Here is a 19,872-nt window from a genome sequence, read left to right on the forward strand (position 1 = left end):
CTATAACACTTCTACAAGCATTTTAAGTACGTTCATTACTTGTAATGCTGCGGGAAAAAACACCAATACCAAAAACATCGGAAAACAAATTAAGATAATGGGAAAGGTTGTGTGCATCGCTTTTTTGTTTACCTTTTTAGCGAGTAAAATGTTCTTTTTTAAAGCTAGGCCTTCAAGTTGAGCCTCTACTGCTTGGATAAGTGGCGTACCAAGTTTTGACCCTATTAACATTAAGTTGGCGAGTTTTTTAATTCCTAATACGCCGGTTCTTTCAAAAAGTGAATTAAATGCAAATTCACGATCTTTACCTGCGCTTAGTTCGAATAAAAATAACTTTAGCTCTTTGTATAATGGGTGTTTCTGACTTAATCCATGATCAACCGCCAATGCAAATGAGCGCTCTAGTGAAAATCCAGCGCGCATGTAAACCAGTAACACCCGTAAAAAAAACTCTAAGCTATTATTAATAGTGGTTTTGCGTTGATTTTTACGTAATAAAAACCAGCATTCGGGTGCAAAAAAACACATAAAACACAGTAATAATTTAATCGATTGGCTCAGCTCATAACCTGTTAGTTCTATAACCGTAAATGCACTAAAAGTAGCAGCCACTTTGAAGCAGTACAGGCTTATTAATATTTTATTAATTTGAATCCCTGCTTGTCTTAGTTGACGTTTAGAGATGATGATTAGCGGATACCAATTAATGTTTTTAGTACCGGGTTTATCTAATTCGACTTTAAGAGATTGCCTATGAATATGGATAAATGAGCCCATACTTACTAAAAGTCCGATAAGTAAAAGTATATCAATCATAATGTTACCCTTAAGCTAAGGCGTAGCCATAAAAAACCAAATAGCTGACAAAGAAGCGCAACCGTTATAAATGCAATCCCATTAGGATCGTTTAATAATGGTTCAAACCAGGTTGGATCGGTATAGCTAAATAAAGGAATTAGTGCGTAAGGTAAAAAACCACTAAATACAGCAGCGTACTTAGTACCCGAAAGCTTAGCTTTTAGCTGTTGGCGGTCGAGGGTCCGAAGCGACATCATGTTGCATACGCTTTTTAGCATATCGGTTAAATCACACTGGCTTTGTGTATGTGTAATGATGCTATGAGCAAACAATCTTACGGTTTCGCAGTTGTATCTTTCAATTAAAGGGGCAAACGACGTTTCGGCATCACTACCCATGCTCATGCGTTGTATTAGTAAGGTGCTTTGTTTTTTTATATATGGGTCTGCATGTTCATCAGCAAACTGCATTGATTGCTGTAGCGATAACCCTGTGCTTAAACACGATTGTACGGTTTCAATAAATTCTAAAAAATGATGCTCAAATTTTGCTAATTTATAATGAGCCAAGTCAATCACAGTTATAAAACAGGTTACAAAAACCACGATTGAAATAATAAACGCGCTGGTTGATGCCTCTGGGTAATATAATTTAGCTAAAAACCATGAGCTACTAGAGAGCGAGCACGCCATGCTTATAAACCAGGCGTTACTTATGTTTAAGCCTAGCACTCGTAGTGACAAAGTAAGGACGTCTTTTTCTTCTAAAATATCTACTTTTTTAGTGCCTTGGCTGCTTTTATTTTTAGCATACAAAGAAACCAACACACTAGTTGCAAGTACAAAGGTTATAACCGCCGCTATAGCTAATAAATAATCAAGTTTAGTCATTGTTAGCCTCCGGGTTATTGTGCAGTAATGCTTTTAATTCTTGTGCATTTGCCCCTTGACCTTTCATAAACTCAATAACACTCGAGGTATTTATTAACTCACTTTGTACAGGCTCTGCTTCGTTAATACTATATAGCGGGCTAAAATGTGCGCCGCCATTAACACGCTTAATTTCACCAATACTTTTTAGAGTTCGGGTGCCATTAGTTGAGCGAGAAACATGCACTATAAGTTGAATACTCGACGCGATTAGCGAACTTGTATGGGTATCGCTCAGTTGTGCATTGTGTAATTGCACTAAGGTAGATAAACGAATAACGGCATCATTTGCGCTGTTAGCATGTATGGTCGTCATCGAACCTTGGTGACCACAGTTCATTGCTTGGAGCATATCGATTACTTCGCCAGAGCGTACCTCTCCAACAAGTATTCTATCTGCGCGCATTCTAAGGGCTGCTTTTACTAAATCTCTTAGGCTTACTGCACCTTTACCATCGCTGTTTGTGTCGTGGGCTTCCAATTGCACAACATGGTTGTGATGCAAATTAAGCTCAGCGCTTTCTTCAATGGTTACAACACGTTCATTTGGATTAATTGAGTTGGCAAGTACGTTTAATAATGACGTTTTACCAGCCCCCGCATTGCCACACACTAAAATATTAACGCCTGTTTTAACTGCACTTTTTAAAAACAATAAGATGTTTTTATCTAAAAAATGATTATTAACTAAAAAGTCATCGTTTATTTTTTTATGATTAAACTTACGAATCGATACAATCGCGGCGCTGGTACACGCAGGCGGTACAATAATATGAACACGGCTACCATCTTTTAGTTTGCCATCAACAATTGGCATAAGCGCATTGACTTGTCGACCACAGCCATCAAGTAAGCGATCAACAAATCGGCGTAAATGGCGTTCGTCATCAAACTTACTGGCAGTGCAAAGTAGTTTGCCTTGTTTATCAATCCATATATCTTGCGTGTCGTTTATTAAAATATCACTTACCTGATCGTCCAGCATAAACTGTGCAATAGGACCCAGGCCCTGAATTTCATCAAATACAGCCTGAACAACCTGCTCTTGTTGATGTTGGTTAAATGAAGATTGATTAAATTGTGGAATTTCACTGCACAAAGCAGAGATTTTTTCGAGAACATTACTTGATAAAAGCGCGGTTGGTTCTTGTTCGTACTCTTCGATAACGGCATCGTGCAATAGCTTTTTAAGCTCTTCAAAGGTACTTAAACTGGTTTGAACTTCTTCATGTTTGCTTGATAAATTAAACATAAAAACTCACTTAGCTACATATACAGCTTCATTTTTAACGCCTTTAACCACTTCGATTGTGCGACTGGTTTGTAAGCGTGAAAAGTTTTGCAAACGACCTTGTTCAATGTCATAAGCGCTATGCACAATAATTGAAACTTTGTCGGCGTTATCTATACCCGCCAACGAATAAACATCTTTTGGAAGTACCGCAAGGACTAACGAAACACCGCCCGCAGCGGAGTTAGACTCTTTAGCTAAATTATCCATTACGCCACTTTTAGCGGCTTGCGATTTAGGACCTTTTGAAACACCAATAAGCTGTACATCACGGGCAACTGTTCTTACTAAGCGATTAGTTTTAGCGACTATGTCGAGTCGGTCACCTTTGTGTATGCGCGAAAGCGGAATATCTAAGGTGTTTAGTTTTAAAGTATATAAAACACGCCCTGCCGGTATGGCTTCTGATAAATTTTGGCTTTTCGCTCTAATAAAATCGGTGTCGAACAAGGGTTGTTCAACCATTTTGTTAGTTGCTAATTTTTGACCAATTAATGCACGCGGATTTTGAACGCTCAGTGCAATATTTGAATAGTTACTTGGATCTATACTTTTTTGTTCTACATCGTGAACGGTTACTGTTTGACCGGCCGACATATTTTTGTTTACTACCCAAGCTGTTACGCTATTTTCATCGTTTACCTGTCTAATGCCCAAAGCCGAAGCTAACATGCCAGAGGTGATGAGTAATGTGAGAGCCGCAGTGGTTGCGCCTTTGTTACTTTTACTTTTCATAATATTCCTCCAGAGTAACTTTCACTGCCACACTTTTGTGGCAGTGAGCCTTAAGCTTGGTATTCAAACCTGGTTGCCTTATATTGGGTACCTTGCGTTAGTTACCTTGTGAACCGCCTGCTGCTGTACGTGTTGCAGCATCGCCGCTTGGTGTTGCATTAACAAGTGCGGCACTTTCACTAAAGTCTGATGCAACAAAAGTGAATGAACTGCCATCGCCTGCGTACACATCAACTGAATCCACAAACCCAGAGCCAGACACTTCAGCAGTGCCTTCGGCGTTAATCATGCCGTCAAATACATAGCTTTGGTCAAGTGAGCCAATTGCTTCAGCTACATCTTCAAGTTCGCTGGTTACCGAGTCACGTAATGTAGATAAACCAATTACAAGTGCTGCTACCATTGAAGTAGAAAGAATGATTAGCTCTGACGTTAGTACAAAACCTTTTTGCTTTTTGCTATTTAAGTTATGTTTAATAGTTTTCATAATCGTAGCCTTTAAATTAGAAGAGCTTATGCTCACTTTACATATTGCGAGGACCATGCCAGCTATAAATAACCATTAAATACAGTTAGTTATGTTTTTAATGGTTATTGTTTATTAGATGTTTTCATTTTTGATTTGCAAAATGCAAATCAATATTAAAAATATTTTAGATAAATAATGCTAGGTTTACGTTATTGAAAGTATTATTAAAACTGATGGATAGTGTAAGGGGGAAATATTAAAAGCAATCTTGTGAGGTTATGTATAAAACGTAGGATGAGCGTAAGCTTTACTCCTATTTTTGATAAATAATAAAGTGGTTTTGGCTCCTTAATAATGCCAAATTTTAGGTATAAAAAAGGCCCGAAGGCCTTAAGAATAACAATTACCTAAAACGGAGAGTTTACCGCGCCTAGCAAGTGCTTTTTTATGCGTGGGTTCTGCACGTAAAACTTGCTCATAGTAGCCACAGGCCAATAAATTATTGGTATTCGCTTCTTCAATTAACCCTTTATGGTAAAAATAGGCGGTGCTATTTAAACCAAACTTAACCGAAAGCTCTAAGTAGTTTGAAGCTATAACGTAACTGCCCTGAGCATAATGTATAGAGGCCATTTGCAGGTATGGTGAAGCATGTGTACCAAAAACATCAACGCCGTATTGAGCAATGCTTTTTGCTTTAGCTAAATTACCTTGCTCTATTGCTAACGTAACCCCTAAAGTAATTGCGTTTAACGGCGGGTTAGCTTTATTAAGCAGAGTGTTTATAACCTGTTGAGACTGATTAGCACGGCCACTTTTATAAAGTACATATGCCGATATTGAAAGTATTGCCGTGTTATCGGGGTGTTCAAGCATTAATTGATTCACCTCATGCACTAGGTTCAAACAGTTACTTGCATTAATACCTTCGCACTTTAATGGTTGGGCGTTTAATTGGTATTTTTTAACTATGTCACCCAACGCGTTGTAAGGATTTACTGTTGGCTTGTAATCAATATGAGCGCAACCCGATAAAGTAAGAAGTAAAATAATATAAAATATTTTCATAGCCCTTGCTCCTGTATATAGCTAAGTACCTGGGTGTCTATATTTGCCTGCTCCCACGAACGTAATGTATTAATTGGCTCACGCACCAGGTTTGGAGTTACAACAATTATAAGCTCGCGGTTGTTTTCACTTTTGCTGGTTGTTTCGCTTAACTTTCCTAGCATGCTATTGCCGTTGCCATCAGGTACAAAGTCGTGGCTTGCATTGTTATCAGTGCTAATTAAGCCACCAATAATAAGAGGTTGTCCGTCTTTTAAACGCGTTGATGTTTGCATGCTGCGTGTATTAAATGCACTGCTGTTTAAACTGCTGCCTGTACTTTGTGCAATTTCGGCGGTTAACGTGGTATCGGGTAATGAAATTACTGGGTTTAGATCAAGTGTTATTCTGTCTTTGTCGTCAACCATGGCGCGTACATTTAATTCAACTCCAAATGATTTAAATTCTGTACCGCTAAACACCGACCCACTACTACCTTGCTGCCCGCTTGTAATTCCAGATGGGCTATAACTTGTAGGTACAGGTACTTCACCACCGACTTTAAACACGGCACTTTCACCGGCTAAAACCGTGATTGTAGGGCGAGAAAGCGTTCGAGAAATACCTTCTTGTTCAAGTAATGAAAACAACATATCAATGGCAAACTGTGAGCTTGAAAGCTGTAAGTTATTAGTTAATTGACCACCAATTAATTGCAGCGCATTTTCTATTGTTGCAGAGCCAGATTCGCGATTAGTCATACCGTCACGACCAAACAAGCCCGCTTCTTTTTCATATCCATTAGAGAGCACGCTAATATCTGGGCGCCATTGCTTTAACCTACGTTGATTTACTTCGTATAGCTGCACCGATACACGCACTTGCGGTAAATCTTCAACTTCAATGCTCGACAAAACTTTACCGCCAGCCACTGAAAGCAACGTTGCTCTTGCAATGTTTGAACTTACATTACTTAAATTTAATCCTGAGGTAGCATCATTTATTAAACCGCCCGACTCGTTGGCAAGTACTTCAATACCTGAACTTTTATCCTGCGTTGCGCCGCCCATTAAATTATTAGGATCAAGAGGAGATCCCTGAGTTTGTAATGCTTGCTCTGGTTCGAATAATTTATTAATTGTATTTAATAAGCGCACTAGCTCTATCTGGTTTTTTACAGAGCCAGAAAGTAAAAACACATCGTTGTCGTCATTTGATAACTCATCAACCGAGATGCGTTTAATGGTCACTTTATCTGCGCCCATTGATTTAATCACTTCGCTAATACGTTCTTCTTTTGGCTTAGGTGCTTGAGTTACTTTTATTAAATTAATAATAGCGACTTTGCTCGAATTTTGAGAGCTACCGCCGTTTGCGTTACCCAATCCTTGCAAGCGTTGAGCAAGTGAATTAAACATACCTTGGTTAGGATTTGAGGTAATAACGGGTTGTGATGCTTGTGAGCTACTGGCATAAAGGTAGTTTTTTGCAGCTTCATAAGCGGCATGACGATAATTTATAGTAGGTACTTCACCGCGTAATACAACAGCATGGCGATCAGGTGCTATGGTTAACTGCACGTCAGGGTGAATATCGTTTAAGGCATTTTCTAGTACGCTATAGTCTTCGGTTACGCCAAGTAAAAATGTTTCCGAGCTTTTATCGTCGTACCACACCATCATAGATGTACGGCCTAACTTTTTAGCTAAAATTAGTAGCTCGCGACCATTAACCACGTTCACATCAAGCGTTGTTTCGTGGCCTAGTGCTATACGCGAAATATCACGGGTAAACACAAAGCGAGTATGCGTCCATTTAACCAAGTGCGATACTTTTTGTACCCGCTCACCATTTGCATTTTCTATATAATCTAAATGACTTTCACTGCCCATAGCGGTAAAAGATATTAGTAATAGTATAAAAATAAATTTTAACATAAGCCTTTCCCTCAATTTGCTTACTATATAGATAGCAAGTATGAGGCCAATGGTTTTTGTTTTTATAATCAATGGATTAAGATGTATGAACGTGTTTTTTATTATTTTGATTCGCAAATTGCAAATCAATGATTCATGAAGAGATTAACAAAGAAATAAGAGCAGAAGTGTATGGCGCAAAGCGAGTAAAATAAGCTCTGCGCTAGTTTTAATTAATGCAAAGCGGCTGTAAACGGAATGCTTTCACAAATTTTAGCTTCAGCTATAAGCAGCTCTTCTAGACGAACATCAACTTCTTCTTTTTCAAAGTATTCGTAAGCTAGTTCTACAAATAGGTTTTTATGTTTTTCTTCTGACTTGGCAATCGCAACATAAAAGTCTTTTTCTTTACCCTCAGGAAGCGCTTGTGCAACTAAAGAAAAACGTTCGTGGCCACGTGCTTCAATTACACCGCCAACCAGTAATCGGTCCATTAAAAAACCATCACGACCGTGTCTAAATAGTGCACGTATTTGTTTTATGTACGGATCTTTTTTGTCGTCACCTAGGTTTACATCGCGCTCTAAAAGCAATTTAAGTACTTGTTTAAAATGTATTAATTCTTCTAGCGCTAAGTCGGTCATAGCTTTTACTAATTTACGTTTGTCTGGGTAATGCGAAAGCATAGACATAGCCATACCCGATGCTTTTTTTTCTGCAGCGGCGTGATCTTGTAAAAAAGTATTAAAGTCAGCAAGGACAACTTCGGTCCATTCAAATGGGGTGTGGTATTTTAATTCAAACATGTTCTGTACAACTTAAATAATAATGTGGGGATTTTAACGTATTTGATTTAAAAAATCTTGTAAGGCAGTAATTTATCTATGCGCCCTTTAGCCGTAGATTCAACTTTTAACGGGTGTTTAATATCGTTCCACGCGGTAACTTTGCCGCCCATATTCATTTTTTCAAAATCAGTTTTATCACTTTTTAACGCTAAAAAATCGCATAGCTTTTTGTAGCTATCAGGTTTTGCTATATCAATGGATAAAAAATCGTTGTCACGGTTCTTAAAGTACGTTTGAGCATCATTAAAATGTTTTTTATAACAGTCTGCTAAGTAACTATCGTCGCTAATATTATTAAGCGAAAGCTCACTAAACGTATTTAAATAACAACGTTTTATATGAATATTAAAGCCCCCGTCTGCACGGGTTAAATTAGTGTGCATACGCGTTAAAAGCTGTTTTATTGATACAAGCCATGCACCAAGTTCGCGCTCTAAATAAATAAACTTAGAGTCTGGGTAATGAATATCAAGCGCTTTAAAGTCATTAAATATGGGAGTGTCGGCAATCGCGTTAGCATTTTCAAAACAAGCATTAGTATATGCGGTATGCGCTGTTGTAATACCAAGCTCTAAAAATGCGTGGCACACACTAGTAGTGCCGGTACGCGGTAAACCTATTATAAATATTTTGCTCATTAACTTTTCTTTAATTAGCCACGTGTCACTAGCAATACAAAGGCGCTAACAATAATCACTAAAAATGTAGTAATAGTACCAATTTGGCGATATTTCAGGCTTTTTTCTACTATGCCTATATTTTGAAACACACGCCCTATTAATAACGCACCACCTAATATATGACAGTAATGGCTAGCAAGCCCTTGGTATTCTGCCAAAAAAAGTAAAATTAAAGCAATTGGCACGTACTCCATAAAGTTAGCGTGGGCACGCACAGCACGTTGCAGCGTTGCGTTACCATTATCACCAAGTGATATCTGCTCCGCGCGGCGCACTTTTATTACGTTAAAGCTCAAATAAATGTAAAAGAATGCAAGTAATGCAGCATAAGTTGAAATGATCACGGCGTTTTCCTGTTATTTTTATCGCATAAGCATGCGCTTTATTATTGTGGGCGTGATAATAACATATAAATTTGAGCAGCATTATCAGAAGTTTAATAAATGCCTATGCTAAGCTAAGGGTATTAAGTAAGTAGAAAAATACATAAGGATTTTATGTTTGTACCTCGCAAAGTAGCCGACAGTTACCGTGAAATGATTAACAGTATTGGCTTTTACCCTTCTATGCTTTCAGTGGGCTTTTTAGTATTTGCCATTATAACTATGTCGGTTGAATATTTAGCCCCTATTGAGCAGCTAAAATCGTTTATATCGGTTGTACTTGTTGATAGCGCCGAAAACGCGCGTACTATTTTAAGCACCTTAGCAGGGAGTATTATTTCGCTTACTGTTTTTAGTTTTTCTATGGTTATGGTTGTTTTAAATTCGGCCAGTGCGAGTTTATCGCCCCGCGTAGTGCCTGGGCTTATTACGCGTAAATCACACCAAATGGTTTTGGGGTTTTATTTAGGCAGCATAATTTACTCTATTATTATGCTTATAAATATTAATAAACTTGAAGGTGGCAGTACGGCTATTCCTTCAATTGGTGTGTTGTTTGCACTTATTTTTGGCTTGATTTCATTAGGTTTGTTTGTATTTTTTATACATTCAATCTCTCGCGCCATTCAGGTTGATAACGTATTAAATGGCTTGTTTAGCCAAACTAAAAACGAAATTAAAACAATAATACAAAGACAACAAGAGAACCCAGTAGAAGACTTTCCAGACTTTAGCAAATGGCATTCGGTTAGCAGTAAAACAGAAGGGTATTATAAAGGCGTACATACCGATAAGCTGTGTGCCATTTTGGCAGAGCAAGATATAAAGGTGTATATATCTGTAAACCAGGGCTATTTTACAGTTAAAGGCTATCCGTTTTTAAAATGTAATAAAGATATAGCGAACGATGAAGAGCTGATAAATAAAATTCTCGACTGCTTTATTTTTTATATAGAAGAGTACATTAGCGATCATTACCGTTATGGGTTAACGCAAATATCAGAAATTGCAGTTAAGGCAATGAGCCCGGGCATAAACGATCCAGGTACTGCGGTTAAATCAATTGATATGCTGAGTATTTTACTTATCCAAAGGCTTTCAATTAACGATATTAACTACTCGTTTAAGCACAGTGATAATGCCCCATTGTTGTACCTTCATGAAACAAGCTTTGATGAGTTATTACACGACAACTTTACACCGCTGCGTAATTACGCCAAAGGCGATGCATACGTAATGACAAACGTGCTTGAGGCATTTAAAAATATTTTGTTTGTTGCCCATAAAGATACCGATGCACGCAACAGTTTATTTAATTATTTAAATGCGATTGTTGATGACATAAATGAACATGTAACTAATGAATACGACAGACGCGAAGTGACTAATATGCTCAACTCAATAGCGCGTATTAGCCAAGAGCAAGGTGAGAAGTTGGTGGCACGTTTTGAGCACCACTAGGGCGTGTTGAATTATTTGAATTGAAATTTGTTCAATCTAGGGGCGATTAAATCGCGGCGCGAGGTTTGTAACCTAGTGGGCTAAGTAAAAACCGAGCAACATAGAGTTAATCGTCCCTAGGAAGAACCTATATTTTAATCTATGTAGTACACAGCATAGCTTGAGGCAGTAACTTTAATCTCTCCAGCATGGTAGGCATCAGGTACATAGTTACTTGGTGCGCTATCAGCCATCATTACTTTTTCTGTGCGCATATAAGGTTGCGACTGCACATTGAGTGGACTTAGTGACGCGCTGTATAATCCTTTTAAATCAACGCCATAATCTTCACTAAACTCTTTTGCTGCATCCCGTGCGTCTTTAATTGCTAACTTTTGCGCTTTTTTATGCAGCTCGTTGTAGTTACTTGCTAAAAATTGCGTTTGATTAATTTCGTTAATACCGTTGTTAACTAAGCTTTGTAGTAACTCAGGGTATTTATTTATATCGCTAAGTTTTACAGTTAATGTACGAGAAACCTTAAAGCCTTTAAATTCTTGATTACCGGTAGTGCGGTTGTATTGGCTATCACGGTTTATTGAAATTTGTCCGGCGTTTATATCTCCCTCTTTAACACCAATTTCTTTTACGAGCTTAATTGCCTTGGCGATGGTTAAGTCGGTTTTATTTTTAGCAGCAATTAAGTCTTTATCAACTTCAGTAATACCTACGCTAAGCTGTACGTAATCTGGCATTGTAGTAAGAGTCGCTTCGCCCTTAACATAAATATGAGGAGCATCGGGAGTCGCTGCCGCGAGTGCATCAAAACTAAGTACGTTTAAAGCCAGTGCACCACCTAAAACAAAAGTCAGTGTTTTCATTAAGTCGATCCTTTAATTATGTAAAAACAAGTAAACACCGTACGTGGTTAATTAAATATGAACAAGCACAAAAAAACAGGCCATTGCCTGTTTTTTGTTAAGCGTTGTAATTAATGCTATTACACCATTTACTTTTAATTACGTATAAACGTTATTAAACACTACAACGTTTATAGTTACGGTATTTTGGTAACCAGTAATTTTTGTCGATTGCTGCCCATAACGCATCATCAGTAATCTCAAGAGCAACGCCCTCTTCGATTGCTTTTTTAGCAATGGCAAATGCAATACGCTTACTTAGCGTTTCAATTTCAGTTAGGGCTGGTAATAAACTACCTTTACCTGTGTTTGCACGCGGCGACGACTCTGCAAGCATTTCGCTAGACACACTTAACATAGCATCTGTAATGCGTGTCGCTTTAGCGGCAATAACCCCTAAACCAATACCAGGAAAAATATAGCTATTGTTACATTGTGGGATTGGGAAAATCTCACCGTTGTGTTCAACCGGATCAAACGGGCTACCTGTTGCAACAAGTGCCTTGCCATCTGTCCATTTAATAACATCAGCAGGATGCGCTTCTACCTGCTTAGATGGATTACTCAATGGGAAAATAATTGGCTGTTCACAACCTGCGTGCATTGCACGAATAGCTTGCTCAGTAAATAAACCAGGTTGGCCTGAAACACCAATTAAAATGTCTGGTTGTGCACAGTTCATAACATCAAGAAGTGATGCGTATTCACCGCTGTAAGTCCAATCACTTAACGAGCCTTGCGGTTGTGCAAGTGCTTGTTGGAAATCGCGTAAGCCTTCCATACCCTCACTAAGCAAACCAAAACGATCAACCATAAATACTTGGCTACGCGCTTGAGCTTCTGTAATACCTTCAAAAACCATTTGGCTAATAATTTGCTCAGCAATACCACAACCAGCAGATCCTGCACCCACAAAAACTACTTTTTGTTGGCTTAGGGTTGAATTTTTAACGCGACACGCAGCAAGTAAAGAACCGACCGTTACAGCCGCAGTACCTTGAATGTCATCGTTAAAGCTACAAATTTCATTGCGGTAGCGCTTAAGTAACGGCATTGCATTTGGTTGTGCAAAATCTTCAAACTGAAGTAATACATTTGGCCAGCGACGTTTAACCGCTTTAATGAATAAATCTAAAAACTCATCGTATTCGTCTTGAGCAATACGCTTATGGCGTGCACCCATGTACATAGGATCGTTTAAAAGCTTTTCGTTATTAGTACCCACATCAAGCATTACAGGCAATGTGTATGCTGGGCTTATACCACCACACGCAGTGTAAAGTGACAATTTACCAATTGGGATACCCATGCCACCAATACCCTGATCGCCTAGGCCTAAAATACGCTCGCCATCAGTTACAACAATAACTTTTACTTTACCTTTGGTAGCGTTGCGTAAAATGTCGTCAATTTGGTAACGATCTTCATACGAAATAAATAAGCCACGTGCGCTGCGATAAATGTCTGAGAATTTTTCACAAGCGTCGCCAACTGTTGGCGTGTAAATGATTGGCATCATTTCTTCAAGATGATCACGCACTAAACGGTAGTAAAGTGTTTCGTTGTTATCTTGAATCGCACGTAAGTAAATATGCTTATTAAGGTTGTCGGTAAAGCTAGAATACTGCTGATAACAACGCTCAACTTGCTCTTCTATTGTTTCAAAGCGAGGAGGAAGTAAACCAGCAAGATTGAAATTTTCGCGTTCTTTTTTACTAAAGGCGCTGCCTTTATTTAATAGCGGTGTTTCAATTAGGCCAGGGCCAGAATGATGAATATATAGGTAGTTAGGATCAGTATTAGTTGTCATATTTCCAAGCTTTAACGGAGTCTTAAGTTATGATCTGTCATTATCAGTGTTAAAGGTTTAATTGCAACGACAATTAAGCTAGTCAGACCATTGAGAGAAAATACATGCGGGCTTCACTGCCCACATGCATATTATACATAATTTAAAATTGTATAGTGGCGTTATTATCAGTTAAATCAGATAACGCAACACCTTCACGGCGAGGGTCCGCACCACCATATAAGGTATTATTTTTAACTTCAACTGCGTGTAAGCCTGAGTTTAAATCAATAATACGTACATTGTGGCCGCGTTTAGTAAGCGCAGGCGCAATGGCTTCAATGGTTGTGCCTTTTTCAAGGCTGGTGTAATCGTTACGATTTGTTGTACGCGGTAAGTTAATAGCGTCTTGTGCTGATAAATTCCAGTCAATAACACCCACAACAACTTGTGCAACGTAATCTATGATACGACTACCACCAGGTGAGCCTACAATTAAACGTAAGCTGCCATCTTTATTAAATACCATTACCGGTGACATAGAGCTACGCGGGCGTTTACCAGCCTCTACACGGTTTGCTACAAGCTTGCCGTTTTTACGTGGCGATAACGAAAAGTCAGTTAGTTGGTTATTTAAAATAAAGCCATTAACCATAACCGTAGAGCCAAACGCCATTTCAATTGAACTGGTCATTGATACGGCATTACCTTTACTATCTACAATAGAGACATGCGAAGTAGAAGGTAACTCGTATGAATCATCCATTGCATAACTTAAGTACCCTACAGGATTACCTGCTACGGCTTTTTGGTCTGTTTCGGTAATTAATTTAGCGCGTGAGGCAATGTAATCTTTGTTTAAAAGCTCTTTGGTAGGTACTTGAGTGAAATCGGGATCGCCCATGTACATATCGCGATCGGCAAATGCAATACGCGAAGCTTGGCTAAAGTAATGAATCGCTTTTTCGCCATTTGGTTTAAGTGCACTCATATCTTTATGCTCAAGTAGGCCAAGCATTTGTAGTACTGCTACACCGCCACTACTTGGTGGCGCCATAGAACACACGTTATAAGCACGGTATTGTATACATACCGCATCGCGTTCTTTACTTTTGTAATCTGCTAAATCTTGCACACTTAATTTACCAGGAGCAACTTTAGAGTGCTGTACAGCATTAACCATTTGTTTAGCGTTTTCGCCTTTGTAAAATGCATCAATGCCCTGCTTTGCAATGTCTTTGTATAAATCAGCAAGTGGTTGATTCTTTTTAACGCTACCCGCTTCGATTAATTTACCATTTGGGTAAAAGTATTCGTTAATAATCGGCATACTCAATACGCCTGGGTTTAACTGGCGTGCTAATAAGCCATGTAAACGCGGAGAAATTACAAAGCCTTGCTCTGCAAGTTCAATAGCCGGTTTAAAAAGCGCTTCCCACGGCAATGTACCGTATTGTTTATGCGCGCTTGCAAAGGCATGTAAAATACCAGGCACACCAACAGAGCGTCCGCCTACTACAGCTTCAATCCATTTAACGGCTTTACCATGCTTATCTAAAAACAGCGTTTCGTCTGCATTTGCAGGTGCTGTTTCGCGGCCATCAAAACTAGTCAGCTTATTGTTTGCTTTGTTGTAGTACATCATAAATGTACCACCGCCAATACCTGACGATTGCGGTTCAACTAAAGTAAGCACTAGTTGAGTAGCAATGGCAGCATCTACGGCACTGCCGCCTTGGGCTAAAATTTGTTGACCGGCTCTTGAGGCATATGGATTTGCCGCAGCAACCATGTATTTATCACCTTGCACTACTTTTTTATGAATTAATCCAGTAGCGGCTTCAGGTTCGCGAGTTTCAATTTGAGTTGCTTGCTGTGCAAATGAAGGCAGTGATACTGCGCACAGCCCAATGGCAAATAATGAGTTAAGTTTAAAATGCATAAAAATACTAAAAACACTTAATTACGTAGTTGTATTTGGCATCTTAAAGTTAAACGTGCACAATATGCAAAAATTTTGACTAAAAAAATATAATAAAATGCTTAATTTACCTATTCAACCTCGTTATATATTACCGCCTATTATTCTGCTGCTATTTAGTACCATTTTTGCTGCATTTGATTTAAATAATTTACTTGAATTTAACCGAAGCCTAATTGATGAAGGCGAACTGTGGCGAATTTTTTCTAGCCAATTTGTTCATGCTAATTGGGCTCATTTGGGACTAAATGCCAGTGGTGTTTTACTAATATGGCTTTTACATGGCGAATACACATCACCTACTCGCTACGCTTTTAATACAACTGCGCTAGCACTGTGGTGTGGACTCGGCGTGTATTGGTTTTGCCCAAGCATACATATTTACACCGGATTAAGTGCTCTACTGCATGGTGTAATTATTTGGGGGGCAGTTAAAGACATAACTGTAGGGCTTAAGTCGGGTTATTTATTATTTGTAGGCGTATGGATTAAAATAGCGTTTGAGCAATTTAGCGGCCCTAATGCTGATATTGGAAAGCTTATTAACTCCACTGTGGCTATTGACGCACATTTAATTGGTGTAATTGGCGGGACTCTGCTTGCCATACCACTGGTTATAGAACTCTTTAATAAGAACTTTAAAAAGAACTTTAAAAATAAAAAATAAAGTTAGATTTTGTTCAACCCAATAAAAACGCCGAATTAGTTAACTAATGCGGCATTTTTGTTTTTATACTTTAAGAATTAAAGATTAAAGCGTTTCTTTAAATAACTTATGAATACGGCGGTATTCGTCTAACCAACTTGAAGGCTGTACAAAACCATGTGGTTCCACAGGAAATATAGCTGTTTCAAAGTTTTGTTTTTCAAGCTCTATTAAGCGCTGTACTAAACGCACTGAGTCTTGAAAAAACACATTATCGTCAACCATGGGTGCGTTAATTAATAAACGTTTGTTTAAACCCTCAGCGTAATAAATTGGCGAGCTGCGCTCATATGCAATCGGGTCAACATCAGGATGGTTTAATATATTAGCCGTATAACCTGTGTTGTAATGTGCCCAGTCGGTAACAGGTCGTAGTGCTGCACCCGATTGAAATAACTCAGGCGCGGTAAACAATGCCATAAAGGTCATAAAGCCGCCGTAAGAGCCACCATAAGTACCGACCGCTTTGGTATCAACGTTGGCATTTTGCACCATCCATTTAACGCCATCGGCTAAATCTTGTGTTTCAGGTGTTCCCATTTGACGATAAATCGCGGTGCGCCAATCACGGCCGTAACCTTTAGATGCGCGGTAATCCATATCCATTACTATGTAACCTTCATCAGCGAGCAATGAATGGAACATAAATTCACGAAAATAAACCGAAAACCCCATATGTGAGTTTTGTAAGTAACCCGCGCCGTGGTTAAAAATAACCGCTTTGCGGTTTTTACCTACTTCACCTTCTACGTAATCAGCTGGGTAATACACTTTTGCGTATATTGGTTGATCAGTATGGCTCGATGGCACAGCAACAATTTTAGGTGCAGTTAGCTTTTTAGCTAAAAACTCATCCGACACAGTATGCGTTAATCGCGTTGCTTTTGTATTGGCTTGAGCATCAGCTACATAAAGCTCATTAGGCATGGTAATTGTAGAGTGCTTAAGGAGTAACTTGCTTTCATCTGGGCTTAACGTGTAATCAGTCATGCCATTTAAGTCAGTAACTTGCTCGCTATTACCTGTTTGTGGGTTAACACGATAAATTTCGTAAAGGCCTGGATGCTCAACATTCGCTTTGTAATAAATTGCGCTGTCGTCGCTGGTAAGCGTTAAGTTAGAAACCTCAAATTGGCCTTGTGTAAGCGCGGTTGCTTTACCGTTAATTGGTTTTTTATAAAGCTGGCTATAACCTGACTCTTCCGATAGGTAATAAAGCGTGTTTGAGTTATGTAACCAACCAAAGTCGTTAAACGCGTAAGCAATCCATGCATCGTCATGCAGGCGATGTTGCGAGACAAGTTTGTTGTTTTTAAAATCAACGTTAGCAAGCCAGCGGTCTTTGTTGTCCCATGCTTCAAGCATGACAGCTACTTGCGAGCCGTCATCGCTCCATACTATTGGGCTTTGCTCAAAACCCCAGTCCATAATAAGGTTAATGCCACGAGGCGCCTTTTTAGACTTATATGTTTTACCTTTGCGTGCATAATTTTCTTTTTTAACTGCGGCTAAAACATCTTCATCAAAGCCCGGTAAGGTATTAAAGCTAAGTGATGTTTGCTCTTTGTTAGTTAAATTGATGTACACAAGCTTTGAGGTTTCTTCTTTAGCATCGGCTACACGGCGGCGTGCTTTTTTAGGTTCTATAGTGGCGTCATTTGTAATGTAGTTAGGCATAATATCGCCATCACCGCGCCAATCTGTTTGCTTTTGTACAACGACTAACAGCGCATCACCATTTGGCGAAAGCTGTGCTTCTGCAACTTTATTACCATCACCTAAGTAGTAAGCCGTGTTAGCAATTGAATTGTTTTGTTCATTAATTTGCTCATTACGTGCTTGCTTATCTTTTTTATTTTTTTGTTGAAGCGCCACAAACTTAATCAATTTATGCTGCTCTTTAGCAATATACGTGCTTGGCTCTTCAATCCCTTTTGGCTCATCAGCAAGTTTTAAGTTAGCAAGCTCGCTCGTTAAGCCTGTTTTTAAATCAACTTTAAAAAATACATTGCCTTGGCGGTAAACTAAATCGCCATTATTTAAAAATTGTGGTTTAGATTCGCTTGCTGATGTCGCTGTAATTTGTTTAAGTTCACCGGTTTTTAGGTTTTTAACAAACACATTGCCTTTAAACGTGTAGGCCGCCATTGTTTTATTTTTTGAATAAACAGCTTTATTTGAACCCACAGTATGAAGTTTATTAAGTGCTACCTGCTCTGCTGTTTGGCTAGTAACCGATTGGCTAAATAAATCGCGTAGTGTATTACCTTGCTCTTTTTGAGCATAAATAATAGTAGCCGAATCGCTAGCCCAATAAGCGCTCTCTGGCTGATTGCCCATCCAATCCGGATCGGCCATTGCTTGTTCTAGCGTTATTTTTTGTGAGCCGATATCTGCTGGCGTGTTTACAACCGCAGCAACCGATGTTGCTGGTAAAGCACTTTGCTGTGTTGATGAGGTGTTAGCGGTCGCGCTACAACCTGCAAGCATGACACTTGAGGCAACAGCTAAGGCCACTAACGTTTTAGATGAAGAAAAATTAAAAATCATAGTGCTTCTATACGGTTATTATAATTAAGCCGTATTTAAGCAGAAGCACTCAAGTTATTGCAATTTTTTAAGATAAATAGCCATTAAACAGGGTAAAGCTCAGTTTACTAGCGCATCCCCTGTTAATAGGCGTTATTCAACTATTAAATCAAGCCACACCAGTCGATGATCGCTCGATGCGTTTCTGTCTTTAATTAAACGATATTCATTGCTCGTTTTAGTTGGCCAAAACACACCACCGTCTTTAACTTTTAAGCCGTAGTTTGACGGTAAAACGTAATCAACACGCGCTTGCCAATTAGCACTGTAATTTTGTGCATAAGGCACAGCATACTGCTCTTTAGCGCCCTCACTTTTTGGAACAAAGTGAGCGTTTATCAATGGGTTTTTAAGTAGTTGGTCGGTGGTATTTGTGCGGGCTTTATCGCCCTCTGGTGCGGCATTTAAATCGCCTAAAATAACAAACCGAGAGTAAGTTTTTAAACCGCCCTTTTCGCCTTTATCATCGTAAATATACTTAGCGTTTGAAACGTAATCGGCAATTAACCTTACTTCATCGTGGTTACGTTTGCCGTTTCTATCCTCTTCACCGTCAAATACAGGGGGTGTTGGGTGAGATGCAATAACATGAATGGTTTTATCATTTACGTTAATAGGTAAATCCCAAAACGATTTAGAGCTAAGTCTAAGTGCTTGCCATTCTTGTACGTTATACCAGTTTTCGCCTGTTTTAGGCATTACGGGCATTTGTGCATTTGGCATGTCTTTATATTTAAAGGTTTGAAGGGTTCTTACTTTATCAAAATCGATTGGGTATTTTGACAAAATAGCCATACCGTAATGCCCTTCAAAAAAACCAAAACCTTGTGCATCGCCCATCACGCCATTTTTCTTGCCATCGTTATCTAAATCAAACTCGGTAGCTAGGCCTGTATTTACAGGGGCAATATAAGAGTAAGGGTAATTAATAGCGGCTTGTTTTTGCTGACCTACATTTAAATAATGCTTATTAAAGTATTCAATTCCCTGCTCTTTTGGGATGTAATCAAATTCGTTAAGTAAAATAATGTCAGGGCGAACACGTTGAATAATTTCCGCTATATTTTTAATTTGCTGGTGGTTTGCTTTAAGTGCATTAACTAAAGCATCACTTTTAACTTGCTCACCTTTAGGTGTGTGATTAGTTGCATCCATACTTACATTAAAAGTAGCAACACGAAGAGAGTCTGATGCAAATGCACTGTTACTAAAAAAAGGACTAAAAGAAGCGGCAACAAGTAGTGCGCTATAAATTGCTTTAAGTTTCATTAAATAATTTCACTGTAAAATTTTAGACTCAATCATTATTTCACAATCTAGGTAACCTTGCGCTTTTTTTAAGTACAAAAAA

General features: G+C 38.8%; 17 protein-coding genes. 2 read left to right on the forward strand and 15 right to left on the reverse strand.

Going from position 1 to position 19,872, the window contains the following annotated elements; genetic code table 11:
* The 10 genes from I6F47_RS18510 to I6F47_RS18555 form a co-directional block, all read right to left on the reverse strand.
* Positions 1-816, reverse strand: a complete 816-nt coding sequence (locus I6F47_RS18510; protein ID WP_197184331.1) for a type II secretion system F family protein — start codon at positions 814-816, stop codon at positions 1-3.
* On the reverse strand, positions 813-1,688 hold the full coding sequence (locus I6F47_RS18515) for a type II secretion system F family protein (protein ID WP_024589373.1): 876 nt from the start codon (positions 1,686-1,688) through the stop codon (positions 813-815). Before I6F47_RS18515 ends, I6F47_RS18510 begins: the two co-directional genes overlap by 4 nt.
* A complete protein-coding gene (locus tag I6F47_RS18520) occupies positions 1,681-2,979 on the reverse strand; it encodes a CpaF family protein (protein ID WP_197184332.1) in 1,299 nt (432 codons plus the stop codon). The genes I6F47_RS18515 and I6F47_RS18520 overlap by 8 nt, the downstream gene beginning before the upstream one ends.
* A gap of 6 nt (positions 2,980-2,985) precedes the next feature.
* Positions 2,986-3,753 (reverse strand): hypothetical protein, encoded by a 768-nt coding sequence (locus I6F47_RS18525; RefSeq protein WP_007586678.1) that lies wholly within the window; start codon positions 3,751-3,753, stop codon positions 2,986-2,988.
* 97 nt (positions 3,754-3,850) lie between these two features.
* Positions 3,851-4,240, reverse strand: a complete 390-nt coding sequence (locus I6F47_RS18530; RefSeq protein ID WP_010552792.1) for a hypothetical protein — start codon at positions 4,238-4,240, stop codon at positions 3,851-3,853.
* Between the two features lie 372 nt (positions 4,241-4,612).
* Positions 4,613-5,290, reverse strand: a complete 678-nt coding sequence (locus I6F47_RS18535; RefSeq protein ID WP_024609062.1) for a tetratricopeptide repeat protein — start codon at positions 5,288-5,290, stop codon at positions 4,613-4,615.
* On the reverse strand, positions 5,287-7,206 hold the full coding sequence (locus I6F47_RS18540; protein ID WP_197184333.1) for a pilus assembly protein N-terminal domain-containing protein: 1,920 nt from the start codon (positions 7,204-7,206) through the stop codon (positions 5,287-5,289). The genes I6F47_RS18535 and I6F47_RS18540 overlap by 4 nt, the downstream gene beginning before the upstream one ends.
* A 212-nt stretch (positions 7,207-7,418) precedes the next feature.
* Positions 7,419-7,991, reverse strand: a complete 573-nt coding sequence (locus I6F47_RS18545; protein WP_007586685.1) for a tRNA-(ms[2]io[6]A)-hydroxylase — start codon at positions 7,989-7,991, stop codon at positions 7,419-7,421.
* Positions 7,992-8,038: 47 nt separating this feature from the next.
* Positions 8,039-8,671 (reverse strand): sulfotransferase, encoded by a 633-nt coding sequence (locus I6F47_RS18550; protein WP_024609060.1) that lies wholly within the window; start codon positions 8,669-8,671, stop codon positions 8,039-8,041.
* A 14-nt stretch (positions 8,672-8,685) separates the two neighbouring features.
* Positions 8,686-9,057 carry an MAPEG family protein gene (locus tag I6F47_RS18555; protein WP_024609059.1) on the reverse strand — a complete coding sequence of 124 codons (372 nt, stop codon included), beginning with the start codon at positions 9,055-9,057 and terminating at the stop codon, positions 8,686-8,688.
* 153 nt (positions 9,058-9,210) lie between these two features.
* Between I6F47_RS18555 and I6F47_RS18560 the strand changes: the two genes are divergently transcribed.
* The gene (locus I6F47_RS18560; protein WP_010552788.1) at positions 9,211-10,557 is read left to right on the forward strand and encodes a DUF2254 domain-containing protein; all 1,347 of its coding nucleotides are present in this window, start codon (positions 9,211-9,213) and stop codon (positions 10,555-10,557) included.
* Positions 10,558-10,691: 134 nt separating this feature from the next.
* Here I6F47_RS18560 and I6F47_RS18565 read toward each other — a convergent pair whose 3' ends face one another.
* The 3 genes from I6F47_RS18565 to ggt all read right to left on the reverse strand — a co-directional run bounded on the left by I6F47_RS18565 (position 10,692) and on the right by ggt (position 15,187).
* Positions 10,692-11,417, reverse strand: a complete 726-nt coding sequence (locus I6F47_RS18565) for an SIMPL domain-containing protein (protein WP_024589382.1) — start codon at positions 11,415-11,417, stop codon at positions 10,692-10,694.
* Positions 11,418-11,571: 154 nt separating this feature from the next.
* A complete protein-coding gene (locus tag I6F47_RS18570; RefSeq protein ID WP_024589383.1) occupies positions 11,572-13,266 on the reverse strand; it encodes an NAD-dependent malic enzyme in 1,695 nt (564 codons plus the stop codon).
* A 142-nt stretch (positions 13,267-13,408) separates the two neighbouring features.
* Entirely contained in the window at positions 13,409-15,187 is a 1,779-nt protein-coding gene (gene ggt / locus I6F47_RS18575; RefSeq protein ID WP_197184334.1) for a gamma-glutamyltransferase, read from the reverse strand.
* Positions 15,188-15,284: 97 nt separating this feature from the next.
* On the opposite strand from ggt, the gene rrtA reads away from it, so the two are divergent.
* Entirely contained in the window at positions 15,285-15,893 is a 609-nt protein-coding gene (rrtA, locus tag I6F47_RS18580) for a rhombosortase (RefSeq protein ID WP_197184335.1), read from the forward strand.
* Positions 15,894-15,977: 84 nt separating this feature from the next.
* Here rrtA and I6F47_RS18585 read toward each other — a convergent pair whose 3' ends face one another.
* Complete coding sequence (locus I6F47_RS18585) at positions 15,978-18,482, reverse strand: S9 family peptidase (RefSeq protein ID WP_197184336.1); 2,505 nt, start codon at positions 18,480-18,482, stop codon at positions 15,978-15,980.
* Between the two features lie 132 nt (positions 18,483-18,614).
* Positions 18,615-19,790: an endonuclease/exonuclease/phosphatase family protein gene (locus I6F47_RS18590; RefSeq protein WP_197173959.1), complete on the reverse strand. Its 1,176-nt coding sequence runs from the start codon at positions 19,788-19,790 to the stop codon at positions 18,615-18,617.
* Positions 19,791-19,872 lie beyond the last annotated feature (82 nt).

It is taken from the genome of Pseudoalteromonas sp. NZS37, from assembly GCF_015864265.1.
GTDB lineage: Bacteria > Pseudomonadota > Gammaproteobacteria > Enterobacterales > Alteromonadaceae > Pseudoalteromonas > Pseudoalteromonas arctica.

Coding starts and splice junctions, on each gene's coding strand:
- I6F47_RS18510 (WP_197184331.1), bottom strand. CDS start 816: ATGATTGATATACTTTTACTTATCGGACTTTTAGTAAGTATGGGCTCA.
- I6F47_RS18515 (WP_024589373.1), bottom strand. CDS start 1,688: ATGACTAAACTTGATTATTTATTAGCTATAGCGGCGGTTATAACCTTT.
- I6F47_RS18520 (WP_197184332.1), bottom strand. CDS start 2,979: ATGTTTAATTTATCAAGCAAACATGAAGAAGTTCAAACCAGTTTAAGT.
- I6F47_RS18525 (WP_007586678.1), bottom strand. CDS start 3,753: ATGAAAAGTAAAAGTAACAAAGGCGCAACCACTGCGGCTCTCACATTA.
- I6F47_RS18530 (WP_010552792.1), bottom strand. CDS start 4,240: ATGAAAACTATTAAACATAACTTAAATAGCAAAAAGCAAAAAGGTTTT.
- I6F47_RS18535 (WP_024609062.1), bottom strand. CDS start 5,290: ATGAAAATATTTTATATTATTTTACTTCTTACTTTATCGGGTTGCGCT.
- I6F47_RS18540 (WP_197184333.1), bottom strand. CDS start 7,206: ATGTTAAAATTTATTTTTATACTATTACTAATATCTTTTACCGCTATG.
- I6F47_RS18545 (WP_007586685.1), bottom strand. CDS start 7,991: ATGTTTGAATTAAAATACCACACCCCATTTGAATGGACCGAAGTTGTC.
- I6F47_RS18550 (WP_024609060.1), bottom strand. CDS start 8,671: ATGAGCAAAATATTTATAATAGGTTTACCGCGTACCGGCACTACTAGT.
- I6F47_RS18560 (WP_010552788.1), top strand. CDS start 9,211: ATGTTTGTACCTCGCAAAGTAGCCGACAGTTACCGTGAAATGATTAAC.
- I6F47_RS18565 (WP_024589382.1), bottom strand. CDS start 11,417: ATGAAAACACTGACTTTTGTTTTAGGTGGTGCACTGGCTTTAAACGTA.
- I6F47_RS18570 (WP_024589383.1), bottom strand. CDS start 13,266: ATGACAACTAATACTGATCCTAACTACCTATATATTCATCATTCTGGC.
- ggt (WP_197184334.1), bottom strand. CDS start 15,187: ATGCATTTTAAACTTAACTCATTATTTGCCATTGGGCTGTGCGCAGTA.
- rrtA (WP_197184335.1), top strand. CDS start 15,285: ATGCTTAATTTACCTATTCAACCTCGTTATATATTACCGCCTATTATT.
- I6F47_RS18585 (WP_197184336.1), bottom strand. CDS start 18,482: ATGATTTTTAATTTTTCTTCATCTAAAACGTTAGTGGCCTTAGCTGTT.
- I6F47_RS18590 (WP_197173959.1), bottom strand. CDS start 19,790: ATGAAACTTAAAGCAATTTATAGCGCACTACTTGTTGCCGCTTCTTTT.